17 protein-coding genes are annotated in these 21659 nt (G+C 73.0%); 10 read left to right on the top strand and 7 right to left on the bottom strand.

The genetic code is table 11. The features are described 5' to 3' along the window. Positions 1-17 precede the first annotated feature (17 nt). Both boxC and boxB read left to right on the top strand, forming a co-directional pair. Positions 18-1760 carry a 2,3-epoxybenzoyl-CoA dihydrolase gene (gene boxC / locus WMF26_RS07740; protein ID WP_437999793.1) on the top strand — a complete coding sequence of 581 codons (1743 nt, stop codon included), beginning with the start codon at positions 18-20 and terminating at the stop codon, positions 1758-1760. Then, a complete protein-coding gene (gene boxB, locus WMF26_RS07735) occupies positions 1757-3196 on the top strand; it encodes a benzoyl-CoA 2,3-epoxidase subunit BoxB (protein WP_437999792.1) in 1440 nt (479 codons plus the stop codon). The genes boxC and boxB overlap by 4 nt, the downstream gene beginning before the upstream one ends. A gap of 58 nt (positions 3197-3254) precedes the next feature. Here the strand turns inward: boxB and WMF26_RS07730 are convergent, their stop codons facing one another. Next, complete coding sequence (locus tag WMF26_RS07730) at positions 3255-3704, bottom strand: hypothetical protein (protein WP_437999791.1); 450 nt, start codon at positions 3702-3704, stop codon at positions 3255-3257. 79 nt (positions 3705-3783) lie between these two features. Here WMF26_RS07730 and WMF26_RS07725 point away from each other — a divergent pair, with 79 nt between their 5' ends. Both WMF26_RS07725 and WMF26_RS07720 read left to right on the top strand, forming a co-directional pair. Further along, positions 3784-4860, top strand: a complete 1077-nt coding sequence (locus WMF26_RS07725) for an AAA family ATPase (RefSeq protein WP_437999790.1) — start codon at positions 3784-3786, stop codon at positions 4858-4860. Then, on the top strand, positions 4860-5492 hold the full coding sequence (locus WMF26_RS07720) for a hypothetical protein (protein ID WP_438002384.1): 633 nt from the start codon (positions 4860-4862) through the stop codon (positions 5490-5492). The genes WMF26_RS07725 and WMF26_RS07720 overlap by 1 nt, the downstream gene beginning before the upstream one ends. An 85-nt stretch (positions 5493-5577) precedes the next feature. On the opposite strand, the gene WMF26_RS07715 is transcribed toward WMF26_RS07720, so the two are convergent. Both WMF26_RS07715 and WMF26_RS07710 read right to left on the bottom strand, forming a co-directional pair. Next, on the bottom strand, positions 5578-8220 hold the full coding sequence (locus WMF26_RS07715) for a HEAT repeat domain-containing protein (protein WP_437999789.1): 2643 nt from the start codon (positions 8218-8220) through the stop codon (positions 5578-5580). A 141-nt stretch (positions 8221-8361) separates the two neighbouring features. Further along, positions 8362-9465, bottom strand: a complete 1104-nt coding sequence (locus WMF26_RS07710; RefSeq protein WP_437945456.1) for a hypothetical protein — start codon at positions 9463-9465, stop codon at positions 8362-8364. A gap of 298 nt (positions 9466-9763) precedes the next feature. Between WMF26_RS07710 and WMF26_RS07705 the strand changes: the two genes are divergently transcribed. Beyond that, positions 9764-10678, top strand: coding sequence for a hypothetical protein (locus WMF26_RS07705; protein WP_061629580.1), 915 nt, complete (start codon positions 9764-9766; stop codon positions 10676-10678). Positions 10679-10852: 174 nt separating this feature from the next. After that, complete coding sequence (locus WMF26_RS07700) at positions 10853-11776, top strand: hypothetical protein (protein WP_437999788.1); 924 nt, start codon at positions 10853-10855, stop codon at positions 11774-11776. A gap of 34 nt (positions 11777-11810) precedes the next feature. On the opposite strand, the gene purS is transcribed toward WMF26_RS07700, so the two are convergent. Continuing rightward, complete coding sequence (gene purS / locus WMF26_RS07695; RefSeq protein WP_437999787.1) at positions 11811-12059, bottom strand: phosphoribosylformylglycinamidine synthase subunit PurS; 249 nt, start codon at positions 12057-12059, stop codon at positions 11811-11813. A gap of 62 nt (positions 12060-12121) precedes the next feature. Next, on the bottom strand, positions 12122-13084 hold the full coding sequence (locus WMF26_RS07690; protein ID WP_437336537.1) for a phosphoribosylaminoimidazolesuccinocarboxamide synthase: 963 nt from the start codon (positions 13082-13084) through the stop codon (positions 12122-12124). A 130-nt stretch (positions 13085-13214) separates the two neighbouring features. Between WMF26_RS07690 and mdh the strand changes: the two genes are divergently transcribed. Beyond that, positions 13215-14156, top strand: a complete 942-nt coding sequence (gene mdh, locus WMF26_RS07685; RefSeq protein ID WP_437572033.1) for a malate dehydrogenase — start codon at positions 13215-13217, stop codon at positions 14154-14156. A gap of 182 nt (positions 14157-14338) precedes the next feature. Here mdh and WMF26_RS07680 read toward each other — a convergent pair whose 3' ends face one another. Then, positions 14339-15475: a hypothetical protein gene (locus WMF26_RS07680; RefSeq protein WP_437999786.1), complete on the bottom strand. Its 1137-nt coding sequence runs from the start codon at positions 15473-15475 to the stop codon at positions 14339-14341. A gap of 302 nt (positions 15476-15777) precedes the next feature. Between WMF26_RS07680 and WMF26_RS07675 the strand changes: the two genes are divergently transcribed. Continuing rightward, positions 15778-16254, top strand: a complete 477-nt coding sequence (locus tag WMF26_RS07675) for an N-acetyltransferase family protein (protein WP_437999785.1) — start codon at positions 15778-15780, stop codon at positions 16252-16254. Between the two features lie 143 nt (positions 16255-16397). On the opposite strand, the gene WMF26_RS07670 is transcribed toward WMF26_RS07675, so the two are convergent. Next, positions 16398-16868, bottom strand: a complete 471-nt coding sequence (locus WMF26_RS07670) for an NUDIX hydrolase (RefSeq protein WP_437336533.1) — start codon at positions 16866-16868, stop codon at positions 16398-16400. A gap of 404 nt (positions 16869-17272) precedes the next feature. On the opposite strand from WMF26_RS07670, the gene WMF26_RS07665 reads away from it, so the two are divergent. Together WMF26_RS07665 and WMF26_RS07660 are read left to right on the top strand one after the other, a co-directional pair. Next, on the top strand, positions 17273-20572 hold the full coding sequence (locus WMF26_RS07665) for a S8 family serine peptidase (RefSeq protein ID WP_437999784.1): 3300 nt from the start codon (positions 17273-17275) through the stop codon (positions 20570-20572). An 873-nt stretch (positions 20573-21445) separates the two neighbouring features. Further along, positions 21446-21652: a hypothetical protein gene (locus tag WMF26_RS07660; protein WP_437999783.1), complete on the top strand. Its 207-nt coding sequence runs from the start codon at positions 21446-21448 to the stop codon at positions 21650-21652. Positions 21653-21659 lie beyond the last annotated feature (7 nt).

Here is a 21659-nt window from a genome sequence, read left to right as displayed (position 1 = left end):
GTGGTGGGCTCGTCGGTATGGAAGCGACCACCTCTTCTCCTTCCGCGGCGCCGTCGCCGCAGCCCCGAGCCCGGGAAGAGGGCTCGTCCGCCGACGGCTCGCCCGTCCGCTTCGAGGCGGAGCCGGGCCGGTACCGGCACTGGAAGCTCTCGTTCGAGGGGGCGATCGCGCGCGTCGCGATGGACGTCGACGAGGACGCGCCGATGCGGCCCGGCTACCAGCTGAAGCTGAACAGCTACGATCTCGCGGTCGACATCGAGCTCGCGGACATCGTGCAGCGGCTGCGCTTCGAGCACCCCGAGGTGAAGGCGGTGGTCGTGACCAGCGCGCAGCCGCGGATCTTCTGCGCGGGCGCGAACATCTACATGCTCGGGTCGTCGTCGCACGCGTTCAAGGTCAACTTCTGCAAGTTCACGAACGAGACGCGGCTCGCGCTGGAGGAGGCGTGCTCCGAGAGCGGGCAGCATTACCTCGCGGCGCTGAACGGCGTCGCGTCGGGCGGTGGCTACGAGCTCGCCCTCGCGTGCGAGGAGATCTTCCTCTGCGACGACGGGAGCAGCGCCGTCTCGTTCCCGGAGACGCCGCTGCTCGCCGTGCTCCCGGGCACGGGGGGGCTCACGCGGCTCGTGGACAAGCGCAAGGTGCGGCGCGATCTCGCGGACGTGTTCTCGACGCTGGCCGAGGGGGTGCGCGGCAAGCGCGCGCAGGAGTGGGGGCTCGTCGATCGCGCGATCCCGAGGAGCCGCTTCGATCAGGCGGTGGCCCAGCGCGCCGCGGAGCTCGCGGCGGCGACGCCGGACCGGCCGGGGCCCGGGGTGAAGCTCGCGCCGCTCGAGCCGCGGCGCGCCGAGGACGGCGACGTGTCGACCTGCGACTACCGCCACGTCTCGCTGAAGGTCGACCGCGCCGCGCGGACGGCGGAGATCCGCGTGCTCGGGCCGGACGGCGAGGGGCCGTCGGACGCCGCCGGGATGCGCCGGGCGGGCGCGGACCTGTGGGCGCTCCGCGCGTTCCGCGAGCTCGACGACGCGCTCCTCGACCTCCGCTTCAACCACCCCACGGTGGGCCTCGTCCTCCTCCGGACGGCCGGCTCGCCGGACGCGGTGCGGGCCGCGGACGAGGCGCTGTGGGCGGCCCGGGACGACTGGTTCGTCAAGGAGGTCCTGCTCCACATGCGGCGCGTGCTCAAGCGGCTCGACCTCACGGCCCGCAGCGTGTTCGCGCTGATCGAGCCGGGCTCGTGCTTCGCGGGGAGCCTGTTCGAGCTCGCCCTCGCGGCGGACCGGTCCTACATGCTGGACGGGGGAGACGACGACGCGTCGCGCGCGTCTGCCGCGACGGTCGCGCTGGGCTCGCTCAACTTCGGTCCGCTCGCGATGTCGAACGGGCTGACGCGGCTCGCGTCGCGCTTCCTGGGCGCGCCGGAGCGCGTGGCCGCGCTGAAGGAGCGGACGGGCCTCCTGTCCGCCGAGGAGGCGCTGGAGGAGGGCCTCTGCACCTTCGCGCCGGACGCGATGGACTGGGACGACGAGGTGCGGCTCGCGATCGAGGAGCGCGTGAGCCTGTCGCCCGACGCGCTCACCGGGATGGAGGCGAGCCTGCGCTTCTGCGGGCCGGAGACGATGGAGACGAAAATCTTCTCCCGGCTGTCGGCCTGGCAGAACTGGATCTTCCAGCGCCCGAACGCGGTGGGCCAGCGGGGCGCGCTGACCATGTACGGGCGCCCGGAGCGCCCCGAATTCGACTGGAGGCGGACGTGAGCGCGGTCATCAACTCGGAGCGGATCCCGAACAACGTCGACCTCGCGTCGGACAAGAAGCTCCAGCGCGCCCTCGAGGCGTGGCAGCCGAAGTTCCTCGACTGGTGGCGGGAGACGGGGCCCGAGGGCTTCCAGGCGGACGACATCTACCTGCGCACGGCGATCAGCGTCGACCACGAGGGGTGGGCGCACTTCGACTACGTGAAGATGCCCGAGTACCGCTGGGGCATCTTCCTCGCGGATCGGGTGCCGGACCGGAAGATCGGCTTCGGCGATCACCTGGGCGAGCCGGCGTGGCAGGAGGTGCCCGGGGAGCTCCGGAACATGCTGCGCCGGCTGGTGGTGACGCAGGGGGACACGGAGCCAGCGAGCGTGGAGCAGCAGCGGCTGCTCGGCCAGAGCTGCCCGAGCGTCTACGACCTGCGGAACCTGTTCCAGGTGAACGTCGAGGAGGGGCGGCACCTCTGGGCGATGGTGTACCTCCTGCACAGCCATTTCGGCCGCGACGGGCGGGAAGAGGCGGAGGCGCTCCTGGAGCGGCGGAGCGGCGACCCGGACAAGCCGCGGATCCTGGGCGCCTTCAACGAGCCGTGCACGAACTGGCTCTCGTTCTTCATGTTCACCTACTTCACGGATCGCGACGGCAAGTACCAGCTGCTCGCGCTCGCGGAGAGCGGCTTCGATCCGCTGTCGCGCACGACGCGGTTCATGTTGACCGAGGAGGCGCACCACATGTTCGTCGGCGAGACGGGCCTGCTCCGCGTCGTCCAGCGGACGTGCGAGCTGATGAAGCGCAACAAGAACGAGGACGCGCGCGCCGAGGGCGGCGTCGATCTGCCGACGATGCAGAAGTACCTGAACCTCTGGTACTCGCTGTCGCTCGATCTGTTCGGCGGGGAGATCTCCTCGAACGCCGCGTCGTTCTTCGCCTCGAGCGTGAAGGGCCGCGCGAAGGAGGAGTCGTACGAGGACCACCGGGCCATCGAGGGCGTGTACCGGCTCGACGTGCCCGTGGCGGCGGCGGGCGGCGCGGTGGCCGGGTGGCGGCGCGAGGAGGTGCCGCTCCGCAACGCGATGAACGAGGTGCTGCGCGACGAGTACGTGAGCGACTCGCAGCGCGGGATCGACAAGATGAACCGGGTGATCGAAGAGGCGGGCGTGCCGTTCAGGCTGAGGCTGCCGAGCCGGCGGTTCCACCGGAGCTCGGGGATCTACGCGGGGCTCCACTTCGACGTCGACGGCAACCCGCTCTCGAAGGAGGCGTGGGAGCGCCAGCGCGACGCGTGGCTGCCGACCGCGAGCGACGAGGCGTACGTGAAGAGCCTGATGGAGAAGCCGGTGTTCGATCCGAAGCAGATGGCGAACTGGATCGCGGCGCCGGCGAAGGGGCTCAAGGGCAAGCCCGTCGACTTCGAGTACGTGCGGCGCAGCGGCTAGGGCGACCTGCCCGGCCCTCGGAGGGCCTGCGGTCTGCGCGGGAGCAGGGACGAAGCGCTCAGGGGGCCGCGCCCGCGTCCGGGGGCGGCGCGCCCGCGTCGGCGGGCGGCGGCGGCGCCTTCTTCGGCGGATCGCCGTGCTCGGCGGCGAGCTTCTTCACGAGGGCGTCGAGGAGCACCTGCTCGTGGTACTGCGGCATCGCGGGGAGCTGCACGGCGACGTGCACGCCGGCGCCGCCGTTCACGACCTCGATCGAGCCCTGCGTCGCCCTGCCGCCGCTCTCCGGGCTCCTGTACTCGAAGAGCAGGTAGCCGCTCGCGACGTCCTTCTCGACGAGCTTGAAGCCGAGATCGACGCGCACGAGGCGCAGCGCCGTGCCGAAGGTCTGCTCGAATGTGTAGGGCGACGCGTAGGCGACGCTGGCGCTGGCGTGCCGCGCGCCGAGGCCGCCGGCCAGGGGCACGGCCAGCGCGACGAGGAGGACCGCGATCGACGGGAGGCGGCGCATGACCGCGGCGTAGAGGGGCCGGCGACGACGGGCCAAGTTTCTTGCCGGCGCGCGCGCGGGTATGCTGGCGTCGACGTCGATGGACCGACCCTACGTCGAGCAGCTCCGTATCCAGGGCTACGGCTGCGTCCAGGATACGACCCTGGAGCTCACGCCGCTGCACGCGCTCATCGGGCCGAACGACAGCGGCAAGAGCACCGTGCTGCGAGCGCTCCGGACCCTCTCGTCCGTGCTCGAGCGGGCGCTCGGGGCGCCGGCGCCGGACCCGCTCGGGCGCGGCGCGCCGGCGAGCCGGGCGCTCGGCGGCGCCGTGTTCGAGGTGTCGGCGGCGACCACGACGTGGCGCGTGGAGCTCGACGCCGCGGGGCGGGTCCGCTCGACGTCGTTCCCCAGGGACCTGGAGCCCCCCTCGTTGCTCGACGACGCGGACGAGGACGACGACGCGAGCGGCGGTCCGAGCCCCGAGCGCCCCGCCCCGGACATCGTCCAGGCCCTGCGCGGCACGCAGATGCTCCGCTTCGACCCGGACGCGCTGCGGGCCCCGCACCCGCTGATCCCCGACGGGCATCCGCTCTGCTTCGCCGACGAGCGCGGCACCGGCCTGCCGGCCCTCTACGACGCCGTCATCAGCCGCGACCTGTCGGCCTACATCGAGCTGAACGCGGAGCTCACCCGCCTCTTTCCCAGCGTGCGCAGCGTCCACCTCGCCAACCCGAGCTCCACCACGAAGGCCATCGGGGTGAAGCTAGAGGGCGGCGCCGTCGTGCCGGCGGCGCTGATGAGCGAGGGGATGCTCTACTACCTCGCGTTCGCGGCGCTGCCGCACCTCGATCCGACGCCCCTGCTCCTCGTCGAGGAGCCCGAGCACGGGCTCCACCCCGCGCGCATCGCCGACGTGATGCGCGCGCTGCGGCTCGTCTCCGAGAAGACCCAGGTCCTCCTCGCGACGCACAGCCCGCTCGTCGTGAACGAGCTCCAGCCCGAGGAGGTCACGGTCATCACCCGCGCCGGCGAGCAGGGGATGAGGGCCACGCGCATCCTGCACACGCCGGGCTTCGAGGACCGGGCGCGGGTGTACGCGCTCGGCGAGCTCTGGCTCAGCTACGCCAACGGCGCGGACGAGGCGCCGCTCCTCGGAGGAGGCGCGCGGCCGTGATGAAGCCGCTCGAGAGGACCCGGGTCTTCCTCGTCGGCGAGGGCGAGAACGAGCTCGGCAGCCGCGCCGGAGCCCCGGCCTACCAGTCGGACAAGCACCCCGGCGTGCTCTTCACGCTGCTCTCGCGCGTCCAGCCGAACGGGTGGGTCGTCGGCGGCGCCCGCGAGTGGAAGAGCATCCGGAAGTACCAGGCGCGCGGCGCGGCCCACGAGGACACGCACCACGTGCTCGGCGCGGCCCTCGACGCGAAGGAGGCCGGGTGCGACGTCCTCGCGTTCTCCCGCGACATCGACCGCGATCCGGCGCGACGCGAGGCGATCGCCGAGGGCATCCGCCGCGTCTCGTCGAGCCTGTCGTCGCCGCCCGAGGTGATCGGCGGCGTGGCCGCGCCGGCGCTCGAGGGCTGGATCCTCGCGCTCCTCGGCGAGAAGGCGACCGAGGAGCTGTCGCCGCTCCGGGCGCAGGCGATGCTCGCGGCGAAAGGGATGATGCCGGACGACGGCGCCGCCATGGTGCGCGTCGCGGAGGACGCCGACCTCGACGCGGTGCCCCCGGACGCCACCTCGCTCGGCGAGTGGCTCGCGCGCGCGCGCGCGGTGCTGCCGCGGCGGGCCGGCCGCGGCGCGCGATGAGGTGAGCTCCGCGCGGGCGGGCGCTCGACGCCCGATCACCCGCGTCGTGGGTCGCGCCGTCGGCCGTGCGCCCGGCCTGATGGCCTCACCGGCGGCACTGCGGCGCCGCAGCCAGCGCGGCCCTCGCCGTCTCGCGCAGGCCGTGGGGCGTGTCCTTGTCGAGCAGCGGCTTGAGGCGCGCGGGCAGATCCGCCGGGTGCACCGCCCCGAGCGCCGCGAGGGCCGCCGAGCCGAGCCGCTGATCGCGCTCGCCGATCGGCGCCTTCGCCCGCAGCGCGAGCCGCGTCCACAGGTCGACCGAGCTCGCGTCGCACATCGCCCCGAGCGCGAGGATCGCGCGCGCGCGCACCTCGACGTCCTCCTCCTTGTCCTCCGCCCGATCGCGCACGGCCTCGATGTGCGCGGTGGCCCGGTGCGCGCCGAGGCCGTCGAGCGCGTGCCGGCGCACCTCGGGCGACGGGTCGGCGAGCGCCCCGACGAGCGCCCGGTCGCCCGCCGGCGTCGCCGGCATCGCGCCGATCGCGAGCGCGGCGCCGCCGCGGATGAACGTCCACGGGTCGGAGGCGAGCCGCGCCGCGAGCGCCTCGGCCGCGCCGGCCGGCAGCCTCGCGCCGGCGGACGCCGCGCGCGAGAGCGCCACGATCGCCGCCTCGCGCACGCGCACGTCCGCGTCGGAGGCCGCCGCGAGCAGATCCTGCGCGAGGGCCGGCACCTCCGCCGCGACCTCGGCGGCGCGCAGGCGCACGTGCGGGTCCGCGTCCTTCCGGAGCGACGCGCGGAGGTACGCCTCCGCCGGCGCCTCGCCGGCGCGGGCGAGCGCCGCGGCCGGCGCCTGGAGCAGGTAGCGCCGCTCGAAAGGCGCGGGCGCCGCGGAGGCGAGCGCCTGGAACGCCGCGCCGCCGCCCTTCACGCGCCCGAGCGCCGGCCCGAGCGCGCGCAGCAGATCGAGCTGCGCGCCCTCCGGGCGGGCGCGGAGCCGATCGAGCTGCACCTCCTCCTCGACCACGGGCGCGGCCCGCTCGCTCCGCGCCGCCAGCGCGAGCGCGGCCCGGAGATCCCGCCGCGTCGCGCCGCGCGCCCCGGCGAGGGCGTCGAGCAGCGCCGGGACGGCCTCGGCCGGCGCCACGAGCGCGAGCTCGCGGGCCGCCGCCACCTTGGCCGTGGCGGCGCCCCCCTTCACGATCTCCGCGAGCGCCGGCGCGGCCGCGCGCCCGCAGCGGCGGATGCGATCGCGCGCGTGGTGGAGCTCCGGATCGGGCTCGGGCGCCGCCGCGCGAGGGGCGCGCCCCGGCGCGGCGGACGTGGACCGCGCGGCGGCCGCGGCGGACGCGGCCGCCGCCGCGCCGGACGCGAGCCGCGCGGTGAAGAACGGGATCTGCACCGCGCACGGCGCCGTGTCGATCACGCCGCGAGCGAGCTGCTTGCCCGCCGCGTCGAGCTTGTCGTACCCGGCGATCGCCGCGTCGACGGCCTCCGGCCCGCTGCGCGCGAGCAGCGCCGCCGCCGCCCTGGATCGCTCGCCGCCGCCCGCGAGCGCGCCCACGAGCGCCCCCGAGCCCTGCCCGTCGAACGCGGTGCGCGCCGTGATCTCGGCGATCGTCACGCGCACCTCCGGCGCGGACGGCGCGCCGCGGTCGCCCGCGCCCCGCGGCGCGTACGCCTCGTCGAGGACGACGGCGAGGCACGAGGCCCTGATCTCCTCGGGGAGCTTCACCTCGTAGCCGGCGGGCTCCTTGAGCCACGCGTCCTCGGGCAGGCTCACCTGGAAGAGCCGATCGGGCGTCGCCACGAAGAGCGTCCGCGGCGCGGCGCCGCCGTCGACGCCGTCCTGCGGCTTGATGCGCAGGCCGAGGCCCGTGATCCCGACCTCGTCGGCCGACGAGAACGACACGAACTCGCCCCGGCCCGCGCCCGCCTTCCCCTCGGACCACGCGGTCTTCGGGTCGCCGTCGGCGATCTCCGCGAAGCGCTTGCCGACCGCGCTCGAGGCCGCGGTCGGGCGCAGCAGCCGGAAGGCGGGCGCCGCCGCGTCGGCCTCGCGGCGCTCCGCGACAAGCTTGCCCGCGGCGCGGCGCTCCTCCGCCGGGAGGTTCTGGAAGCTCGCCCCCTTGAGGAGCGTCATCGTCCGGGGATCGACCTCGCTCGCGCCGACCAGCGCCGGCCGCCCGCAGATCGTCACGTCCTCGCGCAGCTGCCCGACGAGCACGCGGCTGCCGCTGCCGAGCGGCTCCACGACCACCGCGTCGCTCCGCCCCTCGCCGTGCTCCCCGGTCGCGACGCCGGTCCAGCCGCTCCAGAGCACGATCGGCTCCGTCCCCTTCCCGGCGAGCGGCGCGGCGACCAGCATCGCCCAGCTGCCGCCCGCGGCGCCCGGCGCGCTCGCGGGAGCCGGCTTTCCCGCGGCCGGCACCTCGATCTTCGCGAGGTGCTTGCCGTCGGCCAGCGCGATCGGCACGACGCGCGCGCCGCCGAGCAGCGGCGCGACCTCGGGCGGCACGGCGAGGACCTTGCCGCCGTCGGGCGCGCACGCGGCTTTCGCGGGACAGGCGCGGGCGGTGATGCCGCCGGGGTCGACGCGGACGGCGAGCGCTTGCTGGCCCGCCGCGTGCGGGAGCACCACGGGCGCGACCTGCGCGGCGGCGTTGCCGAGGAGGGTCGAAGAGGCTGCGATCACCCCGACGGCGGCGCCGACGCGAGGCCGCCGGGAACGAAACGGCGAACGGCTCATGCGCGCCATCCTAGTCGCCTCGGGCGGCCGAGCTCTCGAGAGTTGAGCGCCTCGAGCGGGGCGCCGCAGCGACCCTGACCGCGCTGCGGCGCGTCGTCCGGTCGGGCCCCCCGCGCTCCGCCGCGGGCCCGCGCGCCCTCGCTACTTCGGCGTCTCGGAGGCGGGGATCCAGAAGCCGCCCTCGTCGGGCGGCGTCATCCCGAGCGCCTTCGGGAGCACGTTCGTCCAGCCCGCGACCGTCTCGAGCAGGTAGATCTCCGCGCCGGCCTCGATCTCGCCGACCGGCTTCTCCTTCTCGTCGCGCCGCGCGCGCACCGGGATCGACCGCGTCGCCTTCACGATCGGCGGCGCCTTGTCGAGCGCGAGCTGCGCGCCGGCCACCGCGGTCGTCGGCGGGATGTACTGGTCCATCATCTCGCCCTTCTTCAGCGCCTCCAGGTCCTTGAGGCGCCCCCAGGCGTCGATCGTGAGGTCGCCCCGCGACATCAGGTGGACGAACCCGTTCTTGGCCTCGGTGCTCCAGAAGAGCTGGGCCGTCCCCTCCAGCATCTTCAGCGTGAAGATCACGTCGCCGTTCGGGCGATCGAACAGCTCGATCGTCGACGTCTTCATCAGGTAGCCGCGGGCGCTGCCGGGGACCTCCATCTTGGCGGGGACGCCGCGCTGCAGCGAGAAGGCGTCGCACGAGGCCGAGGCCCTCGCCGTCTGCCCCTCGGACCCGGAGATCGAGAGCTCCGCGCGCAGCGAGTCGCCCGTGGCCGCGACGAGCTTCACCTTGTGCGCGCTCGAGATCCAGATGTGCCCCTGGACGACCGGGATGTCGCGCGTCGTGTAGACCGCGACGTCCGAGGGCGCGACGTAGCCGTCGATCCGCAGCGCCGGCCCGCTGTCCGACGTGCTCAGCCGCGCCCGGCCCGAAGGCGGGTCCGCCGGGATCGCGCTCAGCGTCATCGGGACCAGCGCGCCGGTGAAGTTCGCGATCGTCCGGCCGCCGCTCGGCGCGTCGTAGAGCCGGGCGCCCTTGCCCACCGGCGCCGTCCCCTTGAGCTTGCAGGCGGGCCCCGTCACCACCGGCGCGGCCGCCCCCGCCGCCTGCACCGCCGCGCCCGTCGCCTGCGCGGCCGACACCGCCACCTGAGCGGGCTCTGCCCTCGCCTCGGAGACGGCCGGCGCGCCCGGGAGCCCGGCGCCGCAGAGCATCCCCCCAAGAGCCAGAAGACCAAGTCCCAGAACGTCGCTTCTCATCCACTTCCTCCGACGTACACGGGCAGCCCCGCTCGCGGCGATCCCGGGCGCGGTCCCCTCCTGTCGCGTCTGCCTGAGCCGCCAGCCTCCTGCGCGGCGGCGCACTGCTGGAACGCCCGGGAGCGCCGAGCCATCCCTGCCGTTGGTCGGATCATCCTAGCGGATCATTCAGGGCCCGCCCGAGAAAGGTCCTCCGCCGCAGCGCTTACGCCATTTCGGGTGTATGGAGCAAGGCGCCCGACGCGGCTCGCGCCGGGCAGCCCGGCGGGGCGGTGCCCGCCTCCCCGGAAGCGACGCCATGCACGGATTCGACCTCGCCTTCGCCTCCCCCCGCAAGCTCCCCCGCGCCCGCGATCTGCGCGGCAACGTCGCCGTGCTCGACATCGCCTTCGCCTCCGAGGCGGGGGGCAAGAGCTTCGAGACCGTCACGCTCCCCCTCATCCAGGAGCTCGGGCCGCGGCTCGCCGCCTGGGTCGACCACCACGACAGCGCCCACCACGCGCGCTTCGCGGGCGATCCCCGCTTCGTCCTGTCGACAAAGGCCGAGCACGGCGCCTGCCCCGAGATGATCACCCCCGAGGTCGTCGCCCGCGCCGGGCGCGTCGACACCCTCGTCTGCCACGTCGACTTCGACGGCCTCGCCAGCGGCGCCAAGTGGATGCGCGGCGGCGTCGAGCCCTACCCCGGCTGCGACGACGACGCCCGCGCCATCGACACCCGCATCGGCGTCCCGGGGCCCGTGGCCACCCGCATGGACCGCGCCCTCCGCGCCCGCCCCCGCGACCAGGCCCTCTTCGGCCTCATCGTCCGGCACCTCGCGTCCGGCCTCTCCGACCCGTCGCTCTGGACCCCCATCGACGCGGCCGGCGCCGAGCTCGCCGTCATGGAAGCCGAGACCCGCCGGATCGCGCTCCGCTACGAGCGCGTCGAGCCGGGCCTGGTCCTCGTCGACGCCTCCCAGCGAGGCGGGCCCTACGACAAGACCCTGCTCCTCCTCATCGGGCAGGAGCGCGCGCCCATCTCCGTCGTCGTCGACAACGACAGCGTCACCTTCGCCGCCCGCTTCGACAGCGGGGTGAACTTCCTCGAGACCTTCAAGATCTCCGGAGGGATGCCGACCCGCATCTCCCTCCAGCGCTCCAAGCTCAAGGACGCGCTCGTGGCGCTCGGGGTCAAGCCCGCCGACGCCGGCCGGCTCGCCGCGGCCCCCTGACCTTTCTCCGCGCCCTCCCTCCCCTCCCCCTGCCCCTCCCGCGATTCAACGGCCTCACCGACATCGTTGACGCTGTGGGCCCCGGCTGCTAGGGGGGCATTGCAGATCTGCAATTTGCAATTCTGCAATGACCGCGTGACCTGAGGCATCACGCCTGCGCCGAGCACGAGGGGTATGGCAGCGAGAAACTTGTCTTCGACGTCGAGCAGCGGTGTCGACGAGCTCCTGTTCCGGAACGACGCTGTTTCGCTCTGTCTCCTGGTCAACCGACGGCACCGGACGCTCCGCATCATCGACTTCCGGGCGGGGCCGACGCCGTCGAAGCGGAACTTCGTCCTGTCGGCCGCCAAGCGCGAGGGGGTCGAGAAGATCTTCACCCTGGTCGAGCGCGACGAGGTGCCGACCTGGACCCGCCTCGGGTTCGTCCGGGAAGGCTCGATCCCCGGCTTCTACAAGCGCAGCGACGCGTGGATCCTCGGGGCGGTCGTGTCGCAGATGTCCTCGCAGCTCCGCGAGGAGAGCGACGACGAGGAGGGCGCCGAGGGCGAGGACAGGGCGGGGTCGCCGGCGGTCCTGCTCGCGGAGCGCACCATCGCCCGCGCGAGGCGGCTGCTCCGGGAGGGCGAGGGGCGGCCGATGCCCGCGATCAAGATCGCGCCGGCGAGCGCCGCCGAGCTGCGTCGCGCGGTCGCGACGGCGCAGCGGGCCGGGCGGGCGCTCACGGGCTTCGAGCCGTTCGGGCGCGACGCCGTGCGGACGGGCTACGCGCTGTCCGCGCGGGGCGGCTTCACCCTCCACGCGGCGTGGGAGATGCAGTCATGCTTCGGGAACTCGTTCCTCGAGCTCCTCACCTCGCCGCGCCACGAGTCGGAGCGGCTCGCCACGACGGCGGCCATCGGCGCCCTGTGCGAGCGCCTCGTCGAGGAGAAGGCCGTGAGCACGTTCACCTTCGCCCCCGCCGACGACCAGGAGCTGTGCGCCGCCCTGCTCGCGAACGGCTTCCGCCGCTCGGCCGTGCTGGCGCGCCACCTCGTCGTCGGCCGCGCCCGCAAGGACGCGATCCTCTGGGCGAAGAAGCTCGTCGCGCCCGAGGCGTGAGCGCCGCCCGCGGCCGCGCCGCGCGGCGGCGGGGCTACGGCGCGAGCGTGACCTCGTAGTCCTCGATGACGGTGTTCGCCAGCATCTCGTCCGCCATCTTCTTCAGCCGCGCCTCGAGATCGGGCGCGCTGCCGAGCGAGGGGTCGAGCTCGATCTCGATGATCTTGCCCACGCGCACGCCCTTCACGCCCGGGAACCCGAGCGAGCTGAGGGCGCGCTTCACGGCGTCGCCCTGGGGATCGAGGACCTCTTTCTTCAGTCGGACGGTGACGACGGCTTTCACTGGCTTTGCTCCAAGCGCTCTCTGCGCGACGCTAGCACGGGCACGGGCGAGGCCGCGCCCACCTACACTCCCAGGTTGCGCGGGATGCGCACGGCCGGGTCCTCGAGGTCGGGGACGAACGCCGCGCCGGTGATCCGCTCGAACGCCTCGATGTAGCGGCGGGACGCCTCGATCCGGACCTCGTCGGGGATCGGCGGGATCGGCCCGTCGCCCTGGAAGCCGCGCGCGGCGAGCCAGCGGCGCACGTACTCCTTGTCGAACGACTCCGGGTCCTGGCCGGCCGCGAAGCGCTCGTCGTAGGACGAGGCGAACCAGAAGCGGGACGAGTCGGGGGTGTGGATCTCGTCGATGACGACGATGTTCCCGCTCCGGTCCTTGCCGAACTCGTACTTGGTGTCGACGAGGATCAGCCCCTGGTCCGCGCAGAAGCGGGCGCCGTGCTCGAAGAGCGCGAGCGCCATCTCGGCGGCGGCGTCGAAGTCGCGCGGCGCGATCGTCCCGAGGGCGAGGATCTCCTCGCGCGAGGCGGAGAGGTCGTGCCCGCCCTTCGGCGCCTTGGTGCTCGGCGTCAGGATGGGCCGCGGCAGGCGCTCGTTCTTGCGGAGGCCGTCGGGGAGCCGGTGGCCGCAGAAGACGCGCTCGCCGCGCGCGTAGTGCGTCCAGATGCTGGTCGAGGTCACGCCCGTCACGTAGGCGCGCACCACCATCTCGACCGGCAGCGGCGTGCACTCGATCGCCTCGAGGACGTTCGGGTCGGGCTGGGAGATCATGTGGTTCGGCGCGACGCCCCGCGTGCGCTCGAACCAGAACGAGGAGAGCCGGTTCAGCACCTGCCCCTTCAGCGGCAGCGTGCCGAGCACGCGGTCGAAGGCGCTGATGCGGTCGGTGACGACGAGCAGGCGCCGGCCGTCCGGCGTCGTGTAGCAGTCCCGCACCTTGCCCTCGTAGCGGGCGAAGGGGCCCTCGAGCGAGGTGCGCTCGAGCACCCGGCCGAGCGCGGTGCGCAGATCGTCCTCGGTGACCATGGGGCGCGGCTTACCCGGCCTCGCGGGCCGAGTCGACAGGTTTCCGAAGACCCCGGCCGAGTTCCTCCCCCCGCGCCCCGGCCGGGACCCCCGTTGGTCTCCGGCCGGGGGGGTGGTAAAGGGGCCGCCCATGGCAAACCGAAAGAAGATCGCCCTCATCGGCGCCGGGAACATCGGCGGGGAGCTCGCGGCCCTCATCGCGCGCAAGGAGCTCGGGGACGTCGTGCTCTTCGACATCCCCCAGAAGACCGACTTCGCGAAAGGCAAGGCGCTCGACCTCGAGCAGAACGGCGCCGTGCTCGGCTACGACGCGTCCATCAAGGGGACCTCGGACTGGGCCGACTGCGCCGGCGCCGACGTCCTCATCATCACGGCCGGCATCCCGCGCAAGCCGGGCCAGAGCCGCGACGACCTCGTCGCGACGAACCTGCCGATCATCCGCAGCGTGGCGGACGGCGCGAAGCAGCACTGCCCGAACGCGCTGGTGATCGTCATCTCGAACCCGATCGACGCGATGGTCTACGAGTTCAAGCGCCGCACGGGCTTCCCGCGCGAGCGCGTGCTCGGCATGGCGGGCGTGCTCGACAGCGCGCGCTTCCAGCTGTTCCTGGCGCGCGAGGCGAACGTGTCGGTGAAGGACGTGCGCGCGATGGTCCTCGGCGGCCACGGCGACGACATGGTGCCCATCCCGTCGGCGTGCACGATCAACGGCGTGCGCGCGACCGAGCTCATCAGCAAGGAGAAGCTCGACGCGCTCATCGCGAGGACCCGCAAGGGCGGCGGCGAGATCGTGCAGCTGATGGGGACGAGCGCTTACTACGCGCCCGCGTCGAGCGCCGTCGTGATGGCCGAGAGCTACCTGCTCGACCAGAAGCGGCTGCTCCCGGCCGCGGCGTACCTCGACGGCGAGTACGGCTACAAGGACATCTACATGGGCGTCCCGGTCGTCATCGGCGGCAAAGGCGTCGAGAAGATCGTCGAGCTGCCGCTGACCGCGGAAGAGAAAGAGATGCTCGCGAAGAGCGCGAAGAGCGTCCAGGGCATCACCGACGTGGTGAAGGCCGCGAGCTGACGCCGGGTCCACGGGCGATCACGGGCTCACGAACGAGGAGAAACCGCGGAGAGCGCAGAAGATACGAAGGACATCGATGAGAGAAAAGCTCTCATCTCTCCCTCTGTGTCCGCTGCGCCTCCGTGGCTCCTCTCTGCTCCTCGCTCCGCAGATCTTCTCCTCACATCCGAGATCTCCGCAGCTCACTCCGCGGCGGGAGCCATCGAGAGCTCCGCGCGCCCGCGCGAGATGTCGCCGGCGACGACGTCGGGCGCCGGGAGCGCCGCCGCCGCGCCGCAGCCGCGCTCGGCGATGTCGCTGATGCGCTGGCAGATCAGGTTCATCATCTGCCAGCCCTCGATCAGCGCGCCCCGGAGCGGGGCGATGTCCAGGCCGGGGAGGCTCTTCAGGAGCTCGTACCCGAGCCTGAAGTGCTCCGCGTCCACCTCGGCGTGCGTGGCGAAATAGTCCGAGTCGGGGAAGATCTGCTGGGCGGCGCTGAGGAGGATGTCGGCGCAGCGCTCGATGACGAAGTGGATGAGGACGGTCCGCTCCTCGGTGGACGCCGAGCCCATCCGCTCGATGAACCAGGACGACGCCGCGGCGATGCCCCGGTCCCAGGACGGCGAGGTCGACGGGCCGTGCATCCGGGCGAGCCGCCGGTTGTGACCGACCTCCTCGGCCAGATGACGCTCGGCGATCTTGATCGCGGCGGGGTGCGACTCGAACACGACCCTGGCACACAGGACCTTCTGGAAGGCGTTCGACCAGATCTGGAGCGCGCCGAGCATCCGTCGCTTCACGTCGTCGCCGAGCGCGCGCTCCGATCGGATGAGCTGCATGAGGGGGCTGCCGGCGAACTCCCGCGCGTGGGCCTCGTTCTCCTCGACGAGGCGATCCAGAGGAGACTCCGATCGATCCGGGGGAGCGCCGCCCGGGGCGGCCGTCGCGCACAGACACGGCGTGTCCCAGCCGGCGTCCTCTCCCTCGAAGTGGATGGATATCGCGGAGAGCCCGTCCGGCGCCGCGCCGATGAGCCCCTGCAGCCCGCCGGGAGGCACCAGCACGACGTCTCCCGCCTGGACCCTCCGGACCGAGCCTCCGATGACCTCGCCCGAACCGTCGGTGATGACGATCATGCCTTTGCCGGGGAGCTGACGAGGCCTGATCGGCTGACCCGGGGCGAGGCGCACCCATCTCAGGGAGAGGCGGCACGCCTCGGGCAGGAAAGCCGAGAGCTCCTCGTGTTTCCGGATATCCCTGAACAGCCCGAGCAGGGTGCGCTCATCCGCCTTGAGAGACTCTATCGCGGGGATGCTGGCTGTGTTGACTACGCGCATCGACACTGTCCTCCGGATGACTTCGTGATGCGGTGACTCTGCACGGCTTGATCGCTCGTGTCCAGACGGCACACGGCCACGAAGCGAATCCCAGAGACATAGAGAAGAGAGAGAGCCTGTAGTTCGATTCAACCCCGCTTTCTCTCCTGTTCGCGTGCTCGCGCGCCGTGGCCGGCCCGCGAGGATGGTTTCACGCGGCGCGTCGCCGAGCTCCTCGCGGCGAGCACGTCACGCGGGCGCCGGGAGCGGGCGGGCGCTGCACGGCGCCCATCGCCGGCTCGGGATGAGGCAGAATGCCGGGCATGAGTCAGCCGCAGCTCGCACCGACCATCCGCCGCGCCACCGAGGCAGACCTGCCGGCGGTCGTCCAGCTCTTCTCGATCCAGGACGAGGGCATCCTGAAGACGGATCACCCCGGTCCACCGCTCGATCCGCGCTACCGCGAGGCGCTCGCGGCGATCGCGGAGGATCCGAACAACGCGCTGCTCGTCGCCGAGGTCGACGGGCGCGTCGCCGGCGCATTCCAGCTGACCATCATCCAGCACGTGGCGTACCTCGGGGGACGGGTGGCGCAGGTCGAGAACGTGATCGTGGATCCGAGCCTGCGCAGCCGCGGGATCGGCGAGGCGATGATGCGATGGGTCATCGACGAGGCGCGGCGGCGGGGGTGCTTCCGCGTGCAGCTCACGTCGACCAAGGTGCGGCGGCGGGCGCACCGGTTCTACGAGCGGCTCGGCTTCGTGGCGAGCCACGAGGGGATGAAGCTGAAGCTCACGTGATCTCGTCGGTCGAGCTGTCGGCGGATCAGCCCGGAGCTCAAGGAGCGCATGCAGGGCAAGTCGTGCTTCGACTTCGAGACGAGAGAGCCCGCGCTCCTCGGCAACAGGGGCGCCGGCTCAGCGGCCTGCCGACGCGCGCCCGCTCACCGCCCGCTCACGAGGAGAGGCTCCCCCTCGGCCCCGAGCAGCGACAAAGGGAACACCTGCGCCCCGGCCAGCACGTCGGCGCAGTACGACTCCGCGTCGGGGCCGCGCAGCGGCAAGGCCCGGAGCTCCTTCAGCGTGACCCACCGCGCCTCGAGCGAGTGCTCGTCCGGCTGGCTCTTCGGCGGCGTGCCGTCCGCAGGGCGCGCGAGGAAGATGACCCGGAAGCGCGACTCGTAGCGGCTCGGGCTGTGCTCGACGCGCAGGATGCCCTCCAGCTCCACCGGGACGCCCGTCTCCTCCAGCGCCTCGCGCCGCGCCGCCTCGGCGAACGTCTCCCCGGGCTCGACGCGGCCCGCCGGCAGATACCAGAGCTGGCCGTGCTTGCGCTCGTGCACCAGCAAGAAGCGCTGCTGGAGCCTCACCAGCACGACGGCGAAGCACCAGGTCGGAATGGGCGTGCGGGACATGATCGCTCCGGCCGACAGCTTATCCGGAAAGGCCGCTCGGAATAAGATGCACGCGCCGCGGCGCAGGGCGGCGCGGCGACGGGCCGCTGCCCCGCGGAGGCGCTCGCCCTCGACGCGGATCCCGCGCGAGGCGAGGTTCTAGGCGCCGCCGTCGCGCTGAAGACGGCGGCGGCCGTGAAATCGAGGCACGAGCGGGCGGCACCGCGTTTGCTCCTACCGCCTGTGACGGAGCGATCGGCGCACGGCTCGACGCCGTGCGCGGAGCGCCGCGTCGGACAACGCATCGCGGGAACCGCCGTGTCGACGCGGCGCCGGCCCGCGTCGCCGCCCGCCGCCCTCGCGGACGCCCCAGCGCCTCTCTGCGCTCTCCGCGAATGCCGAGCTCACCGGAGGAGGAGGAATCCATGCTCAAGCGCCCGTGTTTCAGGTGGATGTCGCTGGCGTGCGGGGCCGTCGCGGCCTGCAGCGCCGGAGGCGGCGAGCGCCGCGGCGACGCGCCGAGCCCGCCGAGCGAGGCGACGTTCTCCCAGGTCGAGCGGCCGCCGAGGCTCGCGCTGCGCCTCGACCGCGTCGTGTACGATGCGGGCGACGCGCTGTCGGCGACGCTCGACCCGGGGGGCGTCGACCTCGGCCCCGGGCCGCTGACGATCGCCGTCGCGGCGCCCGAGACGGGCGACGTGGAGCTCCTCGAGCTCGTCGCCTCGCGAGCCGGCTTCGCCTCGACGGCCCCCCTGCGCGTCCAGGCCGACGGGGGCGGCGCGCTCAACGACGGCGTGCTCAGCGCGCGGCCCGGAAAGCTGTTCTATGCGCAGTACTTCGTCGACAAGACGCGGGCGCCGCAGGGCGCGCTCGAGGAGGACGTGGTCTTCGACTTCGCCTTGCTCGCGGACCCCGCGGCGGCAGCGCCGACCGTCGACGCCGGCGTCGCGATGAGCGACGACGAGGGCCGCGCAGGCGCGAAGCCGAACGGCACCCTGCTCCCCAGGGGAGGGCTGCCCGTGCAGATCGCGACGCGGGAGCTCATCCTCTACCCGGCCGACGGCGACGAGCTCGAGGCGTTCCTGAGGGACACGGGCGGCAGCGTCAAGGCGACGCTCGAGAGCGACGAGGAGGGGGGCCGCGACGCGGTGCTCGTCGAGGTCGACCCGAGCCGCGAGCGGGCCTCGGACGCGGCCGCGCTGCGGGCGCTGCTCGGGGAAGACGATCCGCTGTACGCCAGCGACGCGGGCGCGCTGCAGATCGCCTCGCTCGCCATGAAGCTGCAGCTCGACGGCTACCAGGTGGGGGTGAACCCGCGCTTGCAGCTGCAGGGAGCGCCCGTCATCTCGGCGACGGAGGAGGGGCACCTCACGCACTCGATGAAGATGACCCCGGCGCGAGGCAGCCCGCTGCCCTGCGTGCCGGGGGACGCGAGCCGGCCGTGCGTGGAGAACGTGCCGGCGGTGTGGGCGTTCAACGCGCTGTGGGAGATTGACGAGGAGCGGATCAACGTCGCCGTCCTCGATACGGGGTTCGCGCCGACCGACGATCTCCGCTGGCCGGACCGCGGCGATGTCGTCGCGTGCGACATGACCGCGGGTTGGTTCGGCGGCGTCCGCTGCGGGCCCGGAGCCGCGTGGGGGCCGCCGACCGTCGGCAACAGCTTCTTCGGCAAGCGATCGTGGCACGGGACCGGCGTGGTCGCGACGATCGGAGCGAGGGTGAACAACGGCGTCGGCGCGGCGGGTGTGGCGGGCCAGGTCGCCGTCCCGATGCTCTACAAGTACGACGCGGCCGCGTACGCGTTCGAGATCGGGCGCGGCGTCAAGCTCGCCGTGTCCCAGGGGGCCTCGGTCGTGAACATCAGCGGCGGGTACCCGTGCCGGATCCTCACGAACCTCGGCCCCGACGTCGACATCTGCGCGCCGGAAGGCCGCCTCGGGATCTGCGGCGTCGTCCTGGCGGGAGCGCACGCCGCCGCCGCGGCCACGTGCGCGGCGGCCAGCGCGATCCCGATCGTCGGCGCGATCGCGTGCGCCGCCGCGGTGGGCTCGGCCGCCGTCGCCACCGCGGCCTGCGTCGCGACGCTCTCGTTCGGCGATCTGAAGGGCCCGATCAGCGCCGGCGTCCGCAGCGCGGCCGCCGCGGGCGTCCCCGTGGTGACGATCGCCGGCAACGCGCTGTCGCGCGGGTCGCTCCCCGCGGTGGTGCGCGACCTCGTCGACCTGAGCGACCCGAGGACGGAGCGCTGGGGCATCGTCCCGGCCATGATCCCCGAGGCGATCGTGGCGGGCGCCGTCGGCGCGGGGCTCGACAACGCGGAGTTCTACGGAGACCGCGTCGACATCTGGGCCCCCATCCGCACGGCGTACCTCGCGCCCGAGGGCGTCGACGACATCGACGCGCCGCGGGTGCGCCGCGAGCTCGGCGGCACGAGCGCCGCCGCCCCGTTCATCGCCGGCGTCATCGCCAACATGCAGGCGGCGAACCGCCGTCTGAACCCGCGATCCGAGGGCCTGAGCGCGGCGGAGCGCTCCCGGATCGTCGCGCGCATCAAGGAGATCTTGCTGTCGCCGGACAACACGTTCAGCAACGCCGAGCTCGCGGCGCTCGGCTACGCCGACCAGCCCGATCGGCGCCGCAAGCTGGTGAACCCGCTCGCCGCGGTCATGGCCGCGGCCGACGTGCCGGACGTGGCCGCCCTGGGGTTCTCCGATGCGTCGCTGAACTTCAGCGAGCTCCTCGCGCGGAACGACACCGCCGAGACCGCGACGCCGCTGCCCTTCGGGCGATCGGTCAGCGGGACCATCCTGACCTTGCCGACCGATCGACCGATGACCGCGGCCCCCGACGTCGACTTCTACCGGCTGCAGCTGCCGGCCTCCCCGGCCGCGCCGCAGGAGGTCACGGTGACGCTGGAGATGCCCGACGCGACCGCGTACGGTCATGTGACGATCGTCCAGGGCCGGCTGCTGGCGGTCAGCGCTTCGTCGACGCGGCGCACGTACCGCGTCGTCGCCGAGGCGGGAGAGCGCATCGAGTTCGCCGTGGGGGCGGCGATGGGCGAAGACAACGTCTACAGGGTCACCGCCTCCGCGCCGGTCCCGGCGCGGCCGGTCGGGCGCATCACCCAGCCGGCGAGCGCGGTGGAGGTCTGCGCGAACGAGGAGATGACCTTGATGGCCGAGGTCCTGTTTCCGGGGTTCGGCTCGGTGGTCGTGCCGGACGCGCGGATCCGGTGGCGCGCGAACGGCGCGAGCCACGGGACGGGCAGGTCGCTCACGACGTCGTTCGCGGAGGGGACCTCTCGCGTGGAGCTCCTCGCGTACGACGATTCGGCGCCGCTCGACAGCGTGCTCATCTCCGCGAGGACCTGCACGGACGACCCGCCCGCCGCGAGCATCGTGGCGCCCGCCGGAGACCTGGAGCTCGAACCGTGGGACGGCTACGACAGCGAGCGCTCCAGGTGGTTCAAGGACGTGACGCTGGTCGGCTCGGCGATGGACATCGAGGACGGCCCCCTGAGCGGCGAGAGCCTGGTCTGGACCACGGACCGGACGAACGATCAGCCGGCGGAGCTCGGGAGGGGGAGCAGCGTGGTCGCGCGGCTGTACTCGGGGGAATGCTTCGGCGACACGCACAGGATCACGCTCCAGGCGATCGACTCCGGAGGAAACCGATCCGCGCCGGCGACGCGCACCGTGACGATCTGGCAGGTGTGCTGATACGGCAGCAACACGGTCGCCGTGCCCACGGAGCGCGCGATCAGCGTCATCCACCGTGGACGGGCGAATCTCGAGGTCGTGGATTTCGGCGGCCCCGAGATCACGTGAACGGAGCGCGAGGTGGCGCGGCAGAACCTCACCGCGATGCACATCGACGGAGGCCTTCAGGACGTCGGCTTCCCCTTCGCCGCATCCGGCGCTCACCCAGCGCCGGACAGTCGTCGATCGCAAGCTGCACAGCATAGCGCGTGCGTCGCGCCCGCGCTCGACAGGTTCGTGCGCGCGGAGGCGCGCGTCGTCTCGTGTCTCGTGATCGCCTCGCGCCTCGCTCTTCTAGCGCTCCTTCTCCATTCCGGCAGGAGCGCACCTCGTCGGCGGTACCCGATCGCATCGCGGCGCTATGCGGCGCTACGCGGCGCGATGAAAGAGCCCCCGCGCGCTCTTTCGAGGTGAAACGGGTAGTCTCGCAAATCTTCGTATGATATTTGCCATGATGGAGATACTTCTTTGGCACACGTGGGAAGCGAGTTGTCCGCAGCCGATGGCGGGATGCTCCGCATATCGGCATCTCATGTAGGAGACTCTCGCCCAGCATCGCCGAGCTGCTTCGATTCGGCGGGGTTGGCCTGGAAAGGTGCCGTCACACGCTGTTTCGGTTCTTTGCCGCGGCAGCTCGCGTCGCGGCCGCGGCGCTTCACAGTGCGGTGCGCGTCGCCAACGTCGTGACTTGTTGATGCATCTCGGAGAGCGGTGTCATGACCCTGAACAGCATGCTGGCTTTTGCGCGGTGGTCCGGCGGGTGCGCCATTGCGGTGCTCGGGCTTGGGTGTGCCCAGCTCTTCGGCTTCGACAAGAGCTACGGGCTCGGGCTCGATGGCGGAGGCGCGGGCGCAGGAGGTGAAGACAGAGGGGCGGGAGGCGACGGCGGCGGGGGCGCGGGAGGCGCGGGCGCGGGAGGCGAAGGCGCGGGCGCCGGAGGCGAGGGCGCGGGGACCGGAGGCGGAGGCGCGGGGACCGGAGGCGGAGGCGGCGGCGCGGGCGGTGACGGCGGAGGCGGAGGCGCTGGAGCTGGTTGCGTAGAAGAGCC

Origin of the sequence: Sorangium sp. So ce185 (genome assembly GCF_051526825.1) — a bacterium.
GTDB classification, from domain to species: Bacteria; Myxococcota_A; Polyangia; order Polyangiales; family Polyangiaceae; genus Sorangium; species Sorangium cellulosum_D.
The sequence above is the reverse complement of the archived record's forward strand: the minus strand, read 5'-3'. Positions and strand labels throughout refer to the sequence as shown.

Bases quoted from the DNA above. Each gene is read 5' to 3' on its own strand.
- boxC (WP_437999793.1), top strand. From the start codon at position 18: ATGGAAGCGACCACCTCTTCTCCTTCCGCGGCGCCGTCGCCGCAGCCC.
- WMF26_RS07665 (WP_437999784.1), top strand. From the start codon at position 17,273: ATGCTCAAGCGCCCGTGTTTCAGGTGGATGTCGCTGGCGTGCGGGGCC.
- WMF26_RS07715 (WP_437999789.1), bottom strand. From the start codon at position 8,220: ATGAGCCGTTCGCCGTTTCGTTCCCGGCGGCCTCGCGTCGGCGCCGCC.
- WMF26_RS07710 (WP_437945456.1), bottom strand. From the start codon at position 9,465: ATGAGAAGCGACGTTCTGGGACTTGGTCTTCTGGCTCTTGGGGGGATG.
- WMF26_RS07720 (WP_438002384.1), top strand. From the start codon at position 4,860: ATGAAGCCGCTCGAGAGGACCCGGGTCTTCCTCGTCGGCGAGGGCGAG.
- mdh (WP_437572033.1), top strand. From the start codon at position 13,215: ATGGCAAACCGAAAGAAGATCGCCCTCATCGGCGCCGGGAACATCGGC.
- WMF26_RS07660 (WP_437999783.1), top strand. From the start codon at position 21,446: ATGGCGGAGGCGCGGGCGCAGGAGGTGAAGACAGAGGGGCGGGAGGCG.
- WMF26_RS07705 (WP_061629580.1), top strand. From the start codon at position 9,764: ATGCACGGATTCGACCTCGCCTTCGCCTCCCCCCGCAAGCTCCCCCGC.
- WMF26_RS07670 (WP_437336533.1), bottom strand. From the start codon at position 16,868: ATGTCCCGCACGCCCATTCCGACCTGGTGCTTCGCCGTCGTGCTGGTG.
- WMF26_RS07675 (WP_437999785.1), top strand. From the start codon at position 15,778: ATGAGTCAGCCGCAGCTCGCACCGACCATCCGCCGCGCCACCGAGGCA.
- WMF26_RS07730 (WP_437999791.1), bottom strand. From the start codon at position 3,704: ATGCGCCGCCTCCCGTCGATCGCGGTCCTCCTCGTCGCGCTGGCCGTG.
- WMF26_RS07680 (WP_437999786.1), bottom strand. From the start codon at position 15,475: ATGCGCGTAGTCAACACAGCCAGCATCCCCGCGATAGAGTCTCTCAAG.
- WMF26_RS07700 (WP_437999788.1), top strand. From the start codon at position 10,853: ATGGCAGCGAGAAACTTGTCTTCGACGTCGAGCAGCGGTGTCGACGAG.
- WMF26_RS07725 (WP_437999790.1), top strand. From the start codon at position 3,784: ATGGACCGACCCTACGTCGAGCAGCTCCGTATCCAGGGCTACGGCTGC.
- WMF26_RS07690 (WP_437336537.1), bottom strand. From the start codon at position 13,084: ATGGTCACCGAGGACGATCTGCGCACCGCGCTCGGCCGGGTGCTCGAG.